Consider the following 15475-nt stretch of genomic DNA (forward strand, 5'->3'; position numbering starts at 1 on the left):
GCATGAAAATGCCGCACAGAAAGGTAGATCGCTACTTCGGGAAGTTTTTTTCCGTAATGGTAGTCACGATTTTTCTGACAATCTCCATCCTGTCTATCATTCTGTATATGAATTTTGAGAAAATCGCGCTCCGCCAATCCTATGATCAGACGATGGACAGTCTGGCGCAGACGACTCAGGAAGCCTCCGTGATGGCTGTGACCGCCGCCACATTCGCCAAGCAGATTCACAGCGACCAGAATGTCGCCAATCTGCTTAATTTTCCCGACGTCAGTGCGCTGGACATCGCCGCTTCCATCCGGCAGCTGACCAATTACCGTGAAACCTCGCCGTTTATCGAGTCTATCTATGTGTACAATGCCGAGGCGCGCACCTTCTATGTCACTTCCGATATGAACGTGCCTTCTGTGTTCAGCGAGCCGGATTTTTACGACCAGGAGCTGCGCAGCATGCTCCATCATGTGAACGATTACAACACGCTAATGCCGATTCCCCGCAAGCTGAGGATCGATGGGCTCGTCGGAAACATCGCTGAGCGGGAACGGGATACGTATACTTTTTTGCTGTATGACACGCTCAGCAAGAAGTCGCGGAAGAATGCGGTCGTCGTCAATATCAAGGAGACGCAGCTGCATAAGCATATCGACGGTTCTCTGACGAATGATCCGACGAATACCTTTCTGATCGACGAGAACGGCACACTTGTCACGAACAGCTGGAAGACACCGATGCTGACCAGCCTTAAGGGCACGCCGTATATAGACCGGATATTGCGCGATCCGGAGGGCTCAGGGTATTTTGCCGCTGCGGTAGATCATGTCAAATCACTGGTCACCTACAGCAGGCCTGACTATCTGGGCTGGAGGTATATCCGCATTGTGCCTTATTCAGTGATCAGCCGGAATATCGACAGTATGCGGACCAAGACGATGATCGTTGCCGGGGGCATCCTGCTCGCCGGACTTGCGCTGTCTTCTCTGCTGTCCCGGCGGATTTTCAGCGGGCTGAACCACAAGCTCTCCCGGCTGGGTAAGCTGGAAACAGAGCAGCGGGAGAGTGTCCAGGCCATGCGCACGGATTATCTCCGCAGCCTGTTGAAGGGATATACACAGATGAACGCCCGGCATGCAGCCGCCCGGTTTGAACAGTACAGCATTCCGCTGGATCCTGTACAGCCGGTCCGTGTCTTGCTGATCATGGTGGACGATCACCTGCTGTTCGTGAACCGATACAAAGCGGAGGACCGCAAGCTGTTGCTCTACGGAGTGCTCAACATTGCCCAGGAGCTGTTCGCTGCCGCCGGCATTCCCGCCGCCGCGGCGGATATCGGGGATGAACAGGCGGCGGTGCTGCTTCAGATGTCCGGCGATGCCGAAGGTGACCGGGAGCGGTGCCAGGAGTCGGCTTCCTGGATTCAGGCGGCGGTCAGCGAATATTTGAAGCTGTCGGTCACTGTTTCCTCCAGCCTGAGCGGCCCGGGGATTGAAGCGGTGCACGCCTTATATCAGCAGGCGGTTGAAGCCTCATACAGCTGGGTGTTCAGCGGAGCCGGCAGCCATATCGAAGCTGAAGAGGTGGAACAGAACAAGACCAAACGTTATGAATATCCACTGCATAAAGAGAAGCAGATGATTGATGAACTGATGCTGGGGCGGATAGCTGATGTAAGGCAGCAGTTCCGCGAGATCATTATAGATACGGCTGGTTATACCTATATTTCCTACCAGTTTGCCGTTTCACATCTGACCTTTGCGCTGCAGAACGCGCTGCGGATTATCCGGCAGCATTCTCCGTCGAACGAGGACTGGGAGTTCATTAACCTGCAGCTGTATATGCCGCACTCCAGGATAGAGACGATGGAGCAGTTCATTGAACGTTGTATGTCCCTATTTGATCAGCTGGAGAATCAGATGAATGAACGGAAGAAGAGCCGGCAGGATGAATTACCGGGCCGGATCAAAAAAATTCTCGATGAACGTTATGCTGATCCGAATCTGTCTCTGGACATGCTGGCAGAGGAGCTTGGCATGTCCGCCACCTATATCGGGCGCGTGTTCAAACAGCATACGCTGCAGACGATACTCGGTTATATCCAGGAGGTGCGGATGAGCAGAGTGCGCGAACTGCTGCTGCATACGGATGCCCCCGTCGGAGAAATCGCAGAACGCGCCGGCTTCTCGAACAGCCCGTACTTTTTCAAAGCGTTCAAGAAGTACAATGGTGTAACGCCTGCGGAATACCGCAGAACGGGCCGGGGGCGAAAGGATGATGACGGCGTAGAGGCAGGCATTGCAGCTGATTAGAAGAGAAGGCGATCCATGGCGGCGAAATCGCGCAGGATCGCCTTTTTTAACGGACAGAGGTAGCAAATAAGCAGTCAGTTCGGAAAAAATTAGTCTGCTTTTTAAGCGGAAAGTGAGTCATATCGCATATGGTAAGTTGCCCGGAAAGAGGCGGTCTCCTAGTATGGAGCTTGAAGCCGGGAGTACCGGCGGAATATACAAACAGAAGGAGAAGGAGGCCGATTCGATGTCCGGAAAGGGCGGGATCATCCGGGAGCTGCGTCAGAGCAAGACGCTTCTGCTAATGATTGCACCAACCATTGTGTTTTTCATTGTGTTTAGTTACATCCCGATGATAGGCGTGTATTACGCCTTTACGAAGTTTGATTTTGACGGAGGGCTGTTTGGAAGCCAGTTTGTCGGGATGGAGAATTTCAAGTTCTTATTTAATACTGGAGTGCTGTGGAATCTGACCAAGAATACCGTGCTGTATAATCTGGCGTTCATTTTACTGGGTAATATCATGCAGATTATTTGTGCCGTATTCCTTGCTCAGCTGTCCGGCAAGCTGTTTAAGAAGACAGCCCAGTCGCTGATGTTTCTTCCCTATTTTCTGTCCTGGGTGCTGGTAGGCGCGTTCGTCTATAACCTGTTCTCAGATCTTGGGGTAGTCAACAGCGTACTTAAGCAGCTTGGACTTCATTCCTATGATTTCTACCTGCATACGGCACCGTGGAAGTTCATTATTGTGTTCTTTAGTGTCTGGAAAGGGCTTGGCTACGGCACTGTCATTTATTTGGCGGCCATTATGGCGATCAGCGATGAATATTACGAAGCGGCGAAAATCGACGGGGCGACTATCTTTCAGCAAATCCGCAATATTACGCTGCCGTTGCTGAAGCCTACATTCATTCTGCTGATTCTGTTCAGTCTAGGCGGCATTATGAAGGGGCAATTCGATCTGTTCTATCAGATTATCGGCAGCAACGGTATGCTCTACGATGCCACAGATATTATCGACACGTTTGTGTTCCGTTCCCTGACAGTCAATTTTGACATCGGTATGGGTACGGCAGCCGGCCTGTATCAATCATTCTTCGGCTTCGCTTTAATCATGATTGTCAATTACATCATCCGTAAGACGAACAAGGACTACTCCTTGTTTTAGAAAGGAGGTATACGCATGAGTACCCAAGTCAAACAACTGGCCAAAGCGGATGCCTTCAAGGGCAGCCGGATCAAGCAGGACAAGGAAACCATCGTTTTTAATATCATCGGCTACACGCTGTTGACATTCGTTTCCCTGATCTGTCTCATCCCCTTCTGGCTGATCGTCGCCGGTTCTTTTACCGATGAGCTGGAGATTATCTCAAAAGGCTTTCAATTGTTCCCGGACACGGTCTCGTTCGAGGCGTATAAGTCCTTATTTAGTACGCCGGAGCAAATATACCGGGCTTATGGTGTAACGATCGGTGTGACCGTCGCCGGCTCGCTGCTGGGTATTTTCCTGACCTCGATGGCCGGGTATGTCCTCTCCCGCAAGGATTTCGCGATGCGCAACGGCATTTCGTTCTTTATTTACTTCACAACGCTGTTCAGCGGCGGCCTGATTCCCTGGTATATTCTCATGACCAAAAATCTGGGGCTCAAAGACAGCTATTGGGCGCTGATTCTGCCTCCGCTGCTGAGTGCCTGGAACATTATCCTGATGCGCAGCTTCATGAAGTCGATCCCTGAATCCATTGTAGAGTCCGCCAAAATTGATGGCGCAGGTGATTTCAAAATCTACCAGAGGCTGATTCTGCCGCTGTCGACGCCGGGACTCGCCACAATCGGGCTGTTTCTCGCACTCGGCTACTGGAACGACTGGTTCAATGCCAATATGTTCATTACAACGGATAGTAAATATCCGCTGCAATTCCTGCTCTATAAAATCCTGTCCAGCGCAGCGGTGCTGCGGACGAATAACGGGGCCTACTTGGCCGCTAATGTCGTGCCGCCGACAGAAACACTTAAAATGGCCGTTGCTGTAGTGGCGACAGGGCCAATTATCCTGCTATATCCTTTCGTTCAGCGCTACTTCGTGAAAGGGCTTACTGTTGGAGCGGTCAAAGGTTAGAACCGGCTTGCCGGCTAACATAGTATTTTTTTATAAGTAATAAAGGGCAAGGTCAGACAGGCTCGAAGCATTTAGCACATTAATTGAGGAGGAATCAAGTTGGGGAAAATCAAAAAAAGATGGACGCTGCTCGTCTCGCTCTCCATGCTGGCATCGCTGCTGGCAGGCTGTGGCGGATCGAATAACGGTGCGGCGGAAAAGAACAATCCGGATACGTCCGGAGGCAATGCCAGCCCATCGGCAAATGAGGCTACAGCAAAAAAGGTAAAGCTGACCTGGTATCTGGTTGGCGATACGCATAAGGATATGGACAAGGTGATGGACGAATGGAACAAAATGCTGGAAAAAGATTTGAACACTACGGTCGATCTCAAGTTTACCACCTGGAACGACTGGCAGACTAAATATAATCTGCTGTTAACCTCCGGTGAGAAGATCGACATGATCTTCGCATCGAGCTGGGCAGATTTCTACAAGCTGTCCAAGCAGGGGGCGTTCCTGGATCTGACGAAGCTGCTCCCTGAATATGCGCTGGTAACCTGGGGCAATGTGCCGAAGGATGACTGGGGCTCCGTCACGGTCGGCGGCGGTATTTACGCGGTGCCGAATACGGTTCCGGAATACACGCCAGCCGGCTACGTCTACCGGGAGGACTGGCGCAAGGAATTGGGCCTGCCGGAGTTCACCGACCTGAATTCGATTGAGGCTTACATGGATGCCGTGAAGACGAAGAAGCATGTTACCCCGATCAATGGCTTGGTCTATGATAACGTGAAGTTCCTATCCGAATACTGGAATGATTTCCGGATGATTGGCGGAAGTGAGGTGATCGCGGCCAATTCTTACGATACTCCGCGGGACATTCAAATCGTACCGTTTACCGACAAGTACGAAGCTTGGGTCAAGAAGATGAAGGAGTGGGCAGACAAGGGCTACTGGAACAAAAATTCGCTGTCCTCGAAGCAGGAAGCCGGCGATTTCATCAAGACCGGACAAGGAGCGCTCTACTGGCGCAACCCGTCCAGCGCCGGAGGCTTTATTAATGAGGTGAAGGCAAAAAAACTGAATATGGACATCGGCTACTTCCCGTTCACCCGGTTCCACAATTATGTAATGCCGACGCTGCCAAGCTCGAACGCGATGGCTGTTCCGAAGAGTTCGGAGAATCCGGAGCGCTCGCTGATGGTGCTCGATAAGCTTCGCAACGACCCTGTTTACTTTGATCTGATGACCTACGGGATCGAAGGCAAGCACTGGGCCAAGGGCAAGGACGCCAAAACGATTGTCATTCCGGCACCGGGTGTCGATCTTAATGTGACGCCGCGTTTCGATATCGCAAGCTGGGGCTGGCGCTATGAGCCCAACATGCTGAAAGAAGAAGGAGGCTGGGACGGCCTCGATAAGCTGAAGGTAGAATTCAATGCAATCAGCAAACCGGATATTTTTGGACCCATTTATATGGATTATGATCCGGTCAAAACTGAGCTTGCAGCGGTCAACCAGGTGTTTGAGCAATACGGCAAGCCGCTGATGCTCGGGCTGATACCTGATGTGGACGCTGCACTCAAGACCTATCGCGACAAGCTGAAAAAAGCCGGGGTCGAAAAACTCCTGGCTTATGTGCAGGAACAATCGAATCAGTATTTTGACGAAAAAGGAATTAAATAAAACTTGGAATGATGAGGAACAGCGGCGGAGGCAATTTCGCCGCTGTTCCAGTTCATATTCAGAAAAGAAAGGGTTAAGTCATCAAAACTGTTAGCACTATAAGGGCATTTTGAGAAGTTCATATTATTCAGGGAGAGTGAACTGTTATGGCAATCAAAAAAATGCTGACTCTGGCAGTTGTTCTGGCTATTTCCGTGCCCATGGGGGCGGTGTCCTCACCGCAGCAGGCGCAGGCTGCAGGTGAAAACGTACAGGTATGGCTGTCCAATCCCAACACAAATACTTGGTTGGCAAGACAGTCGGATGTCAGGTTCTCTGCATCCAGCGCAGGTGCCGACTATACGATTGCTGTCAATGAAGGAAGCACGTATCAGACGATGGACGGTTTTGGAGCTTCACTCACAGATTCATCCAGCTGGCTGCTGCAAAACAAACTGTCTGCAGCCAAAAGAACCGAGGTCATGAATCAGCTGTTCAGCGCCAGCGGCATCAACATCAGCGCCCTCCGCCAGCCGATCGGCGCGAGTGACTTCAACTGGGAAATGTGGACCTATGATGATACGAACGGGAACAGTGATGATATGAACCTGAGCGCTTTCTCGCTCTGGAGGGATGAAGCCTATATCCGCCCTATGCTTAATCAGGCCTACAACGTTAATCCGGGCCGGATCAAGCTGTTCGCCGCCCCGTGGAGTCCTCCGGCCTGGATGAAGACGCAAAAAAGCCTCTACGGCGATACGGGCGGCACTCTACGTACCGATAGCTATGATGCCTATGCCAATTATCTGGTGAAATATCTGCAGCAGTATGCTGCACTTGGAACACCTGTCTATGCCCTCTCCCTGCAGAATGAACCGAAATTTGCCCCACACTATCCCGGACTGCTAATGTCTGCCAGTGAACAAAGCAATCTGATCAATGTGCTGGGCCCGAAGCTGGCACAGAACGGACTTAACACTCAAATTATGGCCTATGACCACAACTATGACGATATCAGCTATGCCTCGTCAGTGCTGGGGTCTAGCGCATCTGCCTATACGCAGGGCAGTGCTTTTCATTATTATTCGGCCCTTAGCCATTCCAACCTGACCACGCTGCATAACCAGTATCCAACCAAACGGATCTGGTTCACGGAAGGCGGCAGCGGAACGTGGATTGGCGGCGGCACGAACATGGGAATGTTCCAGGATCTGATGATGCATATGATCCGCTTCCCCAGAAACTGGGCAAAGTCCTATATCATGTGGAATGTCGCGCTGGATCAGAATGGCGGCCCCGCGCTCGCCGGAATTGATACTGCCAACCGCGGCCTGCTGACCATCCGCTCTGACACTACGGACTCAGTGACCTACAACCCGCAATTTTACGGTCTGGGACACAGCAGCAAATTTGTCGACCTCAATGCGTCCCGCATTGATTCGAATACGTTTCAGGACAGCATGGAGGACGTAGCCTATAAAAATCCGGACGGCACCATTGCGCTTGTGCTGTCCAACCGGCTCTCCAGTGCTAAGACCGTCAAGATTCAGTGGAATTCCCAGTCATTCACGTACACGGTTCCTGCCGGGGGCGCGATCACATTCAAATGGTCGTCCACCTCGGCCCCGGTGACCGGCGGCACCTATAAGATCTTGAGCAAAGCAAGTGAAATGGCCCTGGATGTGACTGATGTTTCTACTGCGGATGGAGCGCTTGTCCAGCAATGGGAGTATACAGGCGGAAATAACCAGCGGTGGACGATCAGCGATGCAGGAAGCGGGTATGTCAATATCGTTAACACAGCCAGCGGCAAAGCCCTTGATGTGATAAACGGCTCCACCACGGACGGTGCGGGCGTTCAGCAGTGGGCGCTTACCGGTACGGGAGGAAATAATCAGCAGTGGAAGCTTGAAGCGGTAGGCGGGGGTTATTATAAGGTGGTGAATAAGCACAGCGGCAAAGTGCTGGATATTCCAGGTGCTTCAACCATGAACGGGACCAAAATCCAGCAGTGGTCCTATACCGGAGCGGACAATCAGCTATTCTTTTTTGTGGCCCCGTAAGGTTTGCTACCCTCCGTATATGGTGAGGGACGTTTATGAAGTAGTCAAAAAAATATAACTATCAACATTAAATAGCTTGTGGCAGAAACTGCCGCAGGCTATTTTACATTTATTTGAAATCTGTCTAACTACCCATATGTATATTAAGAAACAGCGCATAAGAAACTGATGCGCTGTTTCTGTGGAATCCTCTAATTTGATATCTGGACTGCCACATTTAGATAGAATATGAATGTTTATTTTAAGAATTTAACAAATTTGGTGAAAGGCCCATCAAATTACTCTCTAACAAAAAAGCATGACAAGGCATTAATTATAAGTATTAGCTATGGAGAAGCTGTTGATTTAAAATCAAGCTAATTAGCGATGCAATCAGACGATAAGTGCATTCCATATAACAGTTTCAATAAATGAGGAGTGTGACTTTGAATACAGCACTAGTGAACCATAAGTTATTTTCCAATAAAGACTTAAGCAAGCTGTTTATTCCTCTAATTGTTGAGCAATTCTTAGAATTTTCAGTTGGCCTAATAAGCTCTATAATGATCGCAGCTGTTAGTGAAGCGGCAGTATCCGGCGTATCATTGGTGGAGTTTGTCATGGCCTTGCTAATCAGTATCTTTGCCGCGCTTGCTACTGGTGGTGCTGTGATTGCCGGGCAGTTCCTTGGAAACAAGCAAGAGAATGAAGCACGAAAAGTCTGCAATCAATTAATATGGTTACTGGGCTGCTTAGGGTTAATCGTCATGTTACTAATATACTTGATGAAAAATTTCATTTTACATGGACTTTTTGGTCAGATTAGTGAAGAGGTATACGGACATGCTAATACCTATCTGATGATTGTAGCGTTATCCATTCCTGCTCTGGCACTTTATAATGCAGGTGCTGTCATTTTTCGTACGATGGGAAATTCAAAGCTACCCATGAAGATCATGCTTTATATGAATATTTTGAATGTCGTAGGAAATGTATTATTTGTTTATCTCTTTGACATGGGTACTTCAGGTATTGCAATTTCCACATTAGCTTCGAGACTTGGGGCTGCAGGTATCATTATCTTTCTCGCATTCAACCCTAAAAATATCTTATATCTACAAAAGACATTCCGGCACAAATTTGATTTGGGAATGATCAAGCGCATATTGGCGATCGGCGTACCCTTTGGTTTAGAAAATGGCATGTTTTATTTCGGAAGGCTTCTGGTACTGAGTCTTGTATCTACCTTCGGAACAGCTGCAATAGCTGCCAATTCAGTCGGGGGCACGATTGTGTCGTTTCAGGCGCTCCCCGGAATGGCCATAGGGTTGGGTTTGACGGTCATCGTGGCCAGATGTGCAGGTGCCAATGATTATGAGCAGGCCAGATATTACACGAAGAAAATTATCCTCATTATCTATATCGCACAGATCATTAGCTCGATCGTCATCTTGTTGCTGTTACCGGCTATTTTGAATGCTTATGACTTATCAGAAGCAGCAACTCTTTTGACGACCAAAATCGTATGGAGCCATGCCATTGTAATGATGCTAATATGGCCTCTTGGCAATACATTGCCAGTTGTCTTCCGTGCTTCAGGGGATGCAACCTACCCTATGAAAATTAGTATGCTAACGATGATATTCTGTCGTATTGCACTTGCTTATGCATTTGTATATTGGTTCCACATGGATATGTTTGCAACATGGATCGCCATATACTGCGATTGGTTAGTAAAAGGAATCATCTTTGTCTGGCGATATGTAAACGGGAAATGGACAAAATTCCATACTATAAGGAGATGTAGTTAATGAAAACTACAGAAGCCGCAAAAGAGTATCTTGAAAAACTGTTTCCAGGGTATGAATCCAATTTATTGGAGACTGCCCCACTTTAATCGGCTGTCAAGGAATTGACCAGCTTAAATACATGCGTCCGGCCGCACTTAGCTTTGGTGTTTCTCCCGTAGAAGTGTGGATTAATATCATTTTATTAAACTATCCTGCCTTTAGGAGGGTTCGTGGTGGAATTGAGAGTAATAAATTACTATTTAACTGTAGCTAGAGAAGGAAGTATTACCAAAGCAGTTGAGGTTCTTCATGTTTCACAGCCCAATTTAAGCCGCCAACTCAAGCAGTTGGAAGAAGAGCTAGGTGTTACCTTATTTATCCGAGGGAATAAAAAAATCACTTTAACAACTGAGGGGATTCTGTTTCAGCAAAGAGCTAACGAAATCGTTTCCTTAGTTAGCAAGACCACGCATGAATTTACCCATCAGAAAGATTCTGTTGGGGGAACAGTGTCTATTGGATGTGTAGAAACTAATGCCTCACGTATGCTTGCAGAGGTGCTAAGGGAGTTTTCCAATCGTTATCCGCTTGTTCGATATGACCTATATAGTGCGGACGGAGATGATATTCGCGAGAAGCTTGATAAGGGTATCATTGATATTGGGATACTACTAGAACCGATTGAAACCGCAAAATATAACTATATTCATTTGCCAACCTTGGAAAAGTGGGGGATTGTAATGCGTGAGGACGATCTTCTAGCACAAAGAGATTCAATCGGGATAGAAGAAGTGATAAAGCTGCCTCTTATTCCACCCAGAAGAATGATTGTTAGAAACGAACTGTCCAGCTGGTTTGGTATTTCAGAAGAAGAACTCCAGATATTTGCTACCCATAATTTACTGACGAATGCATCGCTATTGGTTGAGGAAAAGTTGGGTTATGCCATTTGTGTCGAAGGTGCTCATGAAATTCGCGGCAGCAAAAATACTCGGTTTATTCCTTTCACACCACTGCTTACCACTGGACATGTATTTGCATGGAAAAAGTCACAAATCTTCAGTGCCGCAACTGAGCTGCTTATTCAATATATAAGGGATAACAAAAAAGCATGAAAAGGCATTGATTATAAGTATTTAGAAATGGCTCATTCGGGAATTTGGTATACATATTTCGGCGTGCAAGCTATATCCACCTCACTAATGTAGCTCTGTCAAACGCGCTAGAGACATTATGGAATTGCAAAGATGTAAACTTGAAGCATGTGTCTGCAAGAGGAGATTACTTTGGGATGAATAGTGAAGGTGTTCAAAAAGAATGGATTTTGTTTTGTACAGGTGTGGTGTAGAAATGTTCTCGTAAACGAGTTGGTATATAAGGACCATCAGTACTCGATAGGAGGGCAAAGCTTTTTGGAGAATCCGTTCTTGAAAGAAAATGTTCTACCCTCATTAAATAGACGGAGTAGGTACATTTAAGGATAATCAAGCGTCTAAAACTACTTTTAAAAACGAAATAGAGTTTGGGCAGATTGATGTATTAGTTAATAATGCGGGTATCATGCCGTTTAAGAAAAAAATTGAGGAATGGGAGCAGATGATTGACGTCAACAATAAAGGGGTCTATATGCGATTGCTGCGGTACTCCCGTCAATGAGAGAACGTAAATCAGTTCATATCATTAGGTATTAACAGGCAAATGGTCTTAAGGTAACTATAAATCAGCAAATTTATTCGACCTGCATAATGGACTTGGGAAAACGTTATTAATGCCCGGACTTTTAGGGGCATCCTCCGGAGCTGTGCTTGCAGCCCTACTCCGGATTAACTTCGCTGCAGACATTGCTTTATCTGCTTGTTGAAGCGTGCTAGGATCATTAGCGCTATTGGTACAGAGTATAGAATCGTGCCAACGTGGGTTATATAAAGATTGTTCTTGGTATAGGTCTTATTTATTTATTTTGTTCCTTTTGATTCTACGAATCGTGGAGAGCAGGCGTTTCTTCGGCAGGAGTAGGGGATTTACCAAATTAGTAGACTTGTCATAATCGTAATTATTATGGATAAACATGAAATAAATATTTTTAAGACTACTAATTCAAAATTATTGTGATATAATCGTAATAATTACGATTAATAATTTGGAGTTGAATGCCATCATTCGTTATCTGTTGCAGCGTTTGCTGCAGATGATCCCCGTGCTGTTAGGCATCTCTTTCATTACCTTTGCGCTGATGCACTTAACGCCAGGTGATCCGGCGGAGATTATGCTGCGTGTTGACGGCATTAAGCCTACACGTGAAGCTATTGAAGCGACCAGGCATATCCTTGGTCTGGACGGTCCTATACATATGCAGTACTTCCATTGGTTGTACCGGGTGCTCCATCTCGATTTAGGGATATCTTACAGCAGCAGCCGTCCCGTGTTCACGGAGCTAATGAACCGTTTTCCGGCCACAATGCTGCTCAGCGCCTGTTCCTTATTGGCTGCAATTCTTATTGCCCTGCCTCTTGGAGTGGGCTCAGCACTGTATCCGGGGAGACTGCCCGATCGGCTGGGCAGAGTAGTCGCACTGCTCAGTGTTTCAATGCCAGGGTATTGGCTTAGCCTGCTCCTGATTTATTATGGTGCAGTGAAGCTTAAACTGTTTCCTGTTACGGGAATGGAGGGGGCTGCCAGTGTAATTCTGCCTGCATTTACACTAGGCTTTGGTATGGCAGGAGTCTATATCCGTTTGATTCGTTCCAGTCTGCTGAACGTTCTGGGCAAGCCGTACATCACGGCAGCCAGAGCCAAGGGACTGCAGGAATGGAGGATTATCACAGGTCATGCACTCCGCAATGCGCTTCTTCCAAGTCTTACCCTCCTTGGTGTTAACATAGCCGGGCTGCTCGGCGGCTCTGTTATTGTTGAAACTATATTTTCCTGGCCGGGAATCGGTAAATATGCCATCGAGGCTATTTTTGGGAAGGATTATATTGTCATTCAGGGTTATGTATTATTGATGGCTGTTGTCGTTGTCCTGATTAACCTGGCAGTGGATCTGCTGCATCTGCTGCTGGATCCTCGAATCAGGCTGCGGTGAAGCTCTAGAAGGAGCCGCTTGTCATGTTTCGTATTAGCTTATTTAAGAATACAGGAGCCCGGTTGGGAGCGGGCATAGTGCTCTTATTCATTTGTATAGGACTCTTCGCCCCCTGGCTGTCACCCTCTGATCCGCTGCAGATTCACATGGAACACAAATTGAGCATGCCTTCCTGGCAATACCCGCTCGGTACCGATCATCTGGGACGCTGTGTCTTATCCCGGTTGATCTATGGAACCCGGACATCCCTGTATTATTCATTCATAGTACTGATCGTTGTTTTTGCGATCAGCATTCCAGTTGGTCTTCTTGCCGGTTACGTTGGCGGAAGGATCGATCACTTGATGATGCGGATCATCGATATCCTGCTTGCCTTTCCGAGCCTGATTCTATCCCTTGCCATTGCAGCCATGCTGGGACCCAGTATGAAGAACCTGTTAATCGCATTTGCCGCAGTATGGTGGACGGGGTACGCCAGGGTGATCCGCAGCATGGTGCTTGAAATTAAGGAAAGTGGATATATTCTGGCAGCCAAAGCGTCAGGCACTCCCCATCTGCAAATCGTACTCAGGCATATCCTGCTGAACGCTGCCCGTCCCATTCTGGTTCTTGCTTCTATGGAGGTGGGTACAATTATGCTCTCGATTGCAGGTTTGTCTTTTCTGGGTTTGGGAGCCCAGCCGCCAACACCGGAATGGGGGATTATGCTGAACGACAGCCGCGCCTACATTCAGACGCAGCCGCGGCTAATGCTGTTCCCCGGACTGGCAATAATGCTTGCTGTCCTGGGCTTTAATCTGCTGGGGGAGGGCTTGCGCCGGTCAGAGCATGATTCCGTTACTATAGGGAAGTGGGGATTCAGAAGATGATGGAAGGACCTGCACTGCTGAAAGTCAGTCATTTACGTACCAGCTTCCATACAGGGAGTCGAAAAGTTACGGCTGTGGATGATGTCAGCATCGAAGTGAAGCCGCAGCAAATTGTAGCACTTGTCGGTGAGAGCGGCAGCGGCAAAAGTGTTACGGCAATGTCCATCTTAGGATTAGTAGACCCGCCAGGCATTATTGAGAGCGGAGAAATCCGGCTGGGATGCAACAACCTTCTGGAGTGCTCCAGCCGCCAGTTAAGGAAGCTCCGGGGAACAGAAATGGCTGTTATCTTTCAAGATCCCATGAATGCGCTGAATCCGGTGCTGACTATTGGCAGGCAGCTTATGGAGACGGTTATGCTGCACAAACGGGTATCGGGAAAAGAAGCTAAGGCGCTTGCCTTGAGGCAGATGCAGCAAGCAGGCTTGGCCGAACCTGAGCGGCTTTTCAATAAATATCCTTTTCAGATCAGCGGTGGCATGTGTCAGCGGGTAATGATCGCCATCGCACTGGTTTCCGGTGCACGCCTGCTTATTGCAGATGAGCCTACAACAGCACTGGATGTAACCATTCAAGCCCAGATTCTCAAAGAGCTGGACAGAATTAGATGGGAGAACCATGTCGGCATCTTGCTGATCACACATGACCTCGGCGTTGTAGCTGAGCTCGCAGATTATGTATATGTGATGAAATCCGGGAAGATCGTGGAATCGGGAAACGTGTTTGAACTCTTTTCGAATCCAGTGCATCCATATACTAAGTATTTAATAGAATGCAGATAACAACTGTAATAACACATAAATTCAAAGAAGGTGGGAGCTATAAAGCTGTTGGAAGCGGTAAGCCTGAACAAAAGGTATAGTGCGGAAAGGGGGTGGTTCACACATAAGGCCAAGAGTGTTCAAGCCGTGAACAATCTGTCACTCAGTCTTGAGGCCGGTGAAAGCCTGGGACTTGTAGGTGAAAGCGGGTGTGGTAAAAGCACTTTGGCCAGAATTCTGCTGGGATTGGAGAAACCGTCCTCCGGAAGGGTTCTGTACCGAAGCACGGATTATACGGATTGGAGCCACAGCAAGATGCGTATGATCCGCAGCAATATGCAAATGGTGTTTCAGAATAGTCTCGCTTCCTTCAATCCCTTGTTTACGGTAGAGCAGATTATCGGCGAGCCGCTGCGAAACTACGGAACGGGCAAGGCCGAAAACCTCAGGGAAGTGGTAGCAGATACGCTCGATCTTGTGGGTCTGGAGCAGCGGCATATCCGCCGCTATCCGCATGAACTCAGTGGCGGCCAGCAGCAGAGGGTAGGGATTGCCAGAGCGATCACGCTGCGGCCGGAGCTGATTGTATGTGATGAACCCTTCTCGAGTCTGGATGTTACCTTGCGGAAACAAATGATGGATCTGCTGCAGGAGTTGAAGCATGGGCTGGGATTATCCTATGTTTTCATTACACATGACTTGTCCGTTGTAAGCCGTTTGTGCGACAGTGTGGCTGTGATGTATCAAGGGGGAATTGTGGAGAAGCAATCGGGTGTGCATATCATGCAGCAAGGGAGCCACCCTTATACACGAACATTGCTGTCATCAGTACCAGTGCAGGACCCCAGGTTAAGAAAGAAAGTCTAGCAAAGCTTGGCAC

Annotated in this window: 12 protein-coding genes and 1 pseudogene; all 13 read left to right on the forward strand. The window is 48.2% G+C overall.

The genetic code is table 11. The features are described 5' to 3' along the window. The first annotated feature begins 2 nt into the window (after positions 1-2). The 13 genes and pseudogenes from ACAN56_RS18745 to ACAN56_RS18805 all read left to right on the forward strand — a co-directional run bounded on the left by ACAN56_RS18745 (position 3) and on the right by ACAN56_RS18805 (position 15462). On the forward strand, positions 3-2303 hold the full coding sequence (locus tag ACAN56_RS18745) for a helix-turn-helix domain-containing protein (protein ID WP_379144900.1): 2301 nt from the start codon (positions 3-5) through the stop codon (positions 2301-2303). A 226-nt stretch (positions 2304-2529) separates the two neighbouring features. Beyond that, on the forward strand, positions 2530-3450 hold the full coding sequence (locus ACAN56_RS18750; protein ID WP_038599402.1) for an ABC transporter permease: 921 nt from the start codon (positions 2530-2532) through the stop codon (positions 3448-3450). A 15-nt stretch (positions 3451-3465) separates the two neighbouring features. Then, a complete protein-coding gene (locus tag ACAN56_RS18755) occupies positions 3466-4401 on the forward strand; it encodes a carbohydrate ABC transporter permease (protein ID WP_052091999.1) in 936 nt (311 codons plus the stop codon). A gap of 99 nt (positions 4402-4500) precedes the next feature. Further along, positions 4501-6069: an extracellular solute-binding protein gene (locus tag ACAN56_RS18760; RefSeq protein ID WP_379144903.1), complete on the forward strand. Its 1569-nt coding sequence runs from the start codon at positions 4501-4503 to the stop codon at positions 6067-6069. A 146-nt stretch (positions 6070-6215) separates the two neighbouring features. Next, positions 6216-8111, forward strand: coding sequence for an RICIN domain-containing protein (locus tag ACAN56_RS18765; protein WP_379144906.1), 1896 nt, complete (start codon positions 6216-6218; stop codon positions 8109-8111). 425 nt (positions 8112-8536) lie between these two features. Then, on the forward strand, positions 8537-9901 hold the full coding sequence (locus ACAN56_RS18770; RefSeq protein ID WP_379144908.1) for an MATE family efflux transporter: 1365 nt from the start codon (positions 8537-8539) through the stop codon (positions 9899-9901). Between the two features lie 212 nt (positions 9902-10113). Further along, positions 10114-10995, forward strand: a complete 882-nt coding sequence (locus ACAN56_RS18775) for a LysR family transcriptional regulator (RefSeq protein WP_379144910.1) — start codon at positions 10114-10116, stop codon at positions 10993-10995. 44 nt (positions 10996-11039) lie between these two features. Further along, positions 11040-11228, forward strand: a complete 189-nt coding sequence (locus ACAN56_RS18780) for a DUF3737 family protein (protein ID WP_081965792.1) — start codon at positions 11040-11042, stop codon at positions 11226-11228. Positions 11229-11398: 170 nt separating this feature from the next. Further along, positions 11399-11562: pseudogene (locus ACAN56_RS18785) on the forward strand (SDR family oxidoreductase); the annotation flags it as partial. 458 nt (positions 11563-12020) lie between these two features. Then, positions 12021-12965, forward strand: coding sequence for a nickel ABC transporter permease (gene nikB / locus ACAN56_RS18790; protein WP_379144913.1), 945 nt, complete (start codon positions 12021-12023; stop codon positions 12963-12965). Positions 12966-12988: 23 nt separating this feature from the next. After that, positions 12989-13834, forward strand: a complete 846-nt coding sequence (gene nikC, locus ACAN56_RS18795; protein ID WP_076112362.1) for a nickel transporter permease — start codon at positions 12989-12991, stop codon at positions 13832-13834. Continuing rightward, positions 13831-14616: an ABC transporter ATP-binding protein gene (locus ACAN56_RS18800; protein ID WP_076112363.1), complete on the forward strand. Its 786-nt coding sequence runs from the start codon at positions 13831-13833 to the stop codon at positions 14614-14616. The genes nikC and ACAN56_RS18800 overlap by 4 nt, the downstream gene beginning before the upstream one ends. A gap of 48 nt (positions 14617-14664) precedes the next feature. After that, the gene (locus ACAN56_RS18805) at positions 14665-15462 is read left to right on the forward strand and encodes an ATP-binding cassette domain-containing protein (protein WP_379144916.1); all 798 of its coding nucleotides are present in this window, start codon (positions 14665-14667) and stop codon (positions 15460-15462) included. The last annotated feature ends 13 nt before the right edge of the window (positions 15463-15475 follow it).

It is taken from the genome of Paenibacillus paludis (genome assembly GCF_042610515.1).
In the GTDB taxonomy this organism is placed as follows: Bacteria; Bacillota; Bacilli; order Paenibacillales; family Paenibacillaceae; genus Paenibacillus_AQ.

Excerpts from the sequence above, each read along its gene's own strand:
- ACAN56_RS18745 (WP_379144900.1), top strand. The coding sequence starts at position 3 with ATGAAAATGCCGCACAGAAAGGTAGATCGCTACTTCGGGAAGTTTTTT.
- ACAN56_RS18750 (WP_038599402.1), top strand. The coding sequence starts at position 2,530 with ATGTCCGGAAAGGGCGGGATCATCCGGGAGCTGCGTCAGAGCAAGACG.
- ACAN56_RS18755 (WP_052091999.1), top strand. The coding sequence starts at position 3,466 with ATGAGTACCCAAGTCAAACAACTGGCCAAAGCGGATGCCTTCAAGGGC.
- ACAN56_RS18765 (WP_379144906.1), top strand. The coding sequence starts at position 6,216 with ATGGCAATCAAAAAAATGCTGACTCTGGCAGTTGTTCTGGCTATTTCC.
- nikC (WP_076112362.1), top strand. The coding sequence starts at position 12,989 with ATGTTTCGTATTAGCTTATTTAAGAATACAGGAGCCCGGTTGGGAGCG.
- ACAN56_RS18800 (WP_076112363.1), top strand. The coding sequence starts at position 13,831 with ATGATGGAAGGACCTGCACTGCTGAAAGTCAGTCATTTACGTACCAGC.